Source organism: Leifsonia sp. HAY1-4F (assembly GCF_056755275.1).
Genome location: NZ_JBNDHX010000549.1, coordinates 1 through 241, shown reverse-complemented (window position 1 = coordinate 241; position 241 = coordinate 1). Strand labels below are relative to the sequence as shown.

1 pseudogene is annotated in these 241 nt (G+C 60.6%); it reads left to right on the top strand.

Annotation, left to right across the window (positions count from 1 at the left end):
- A pseudogene (locus tag ACPYOG_RS20455) lies at positions 1-241 on the top strand (DUF4032 domain-containing protein); the annotation flags it as partial.

Genomic DNA, 241 nt, shown 5'->3' with positions numbered 1-241 from the left:
ATGCCGTACCGCGCCCTTTTCTCGCAGATGCTCCGCAAGGACACGCTCACCCGTCTGATTGATGCGCAGGCGCTGCTGCTGGTCCGCCTGCACCTGATCGGTTTCTATTGGGGCGACGTTTCGTTGTCCAACACGTTGTTCCGCCGTGATGCGGGCGCTTTTGCTGCGTACCTGGTGGATGCGGAAACGGGCGAACTTTACCCGGACCTCTCCATGGGCCAGCGCGAATACGACCTTGAGA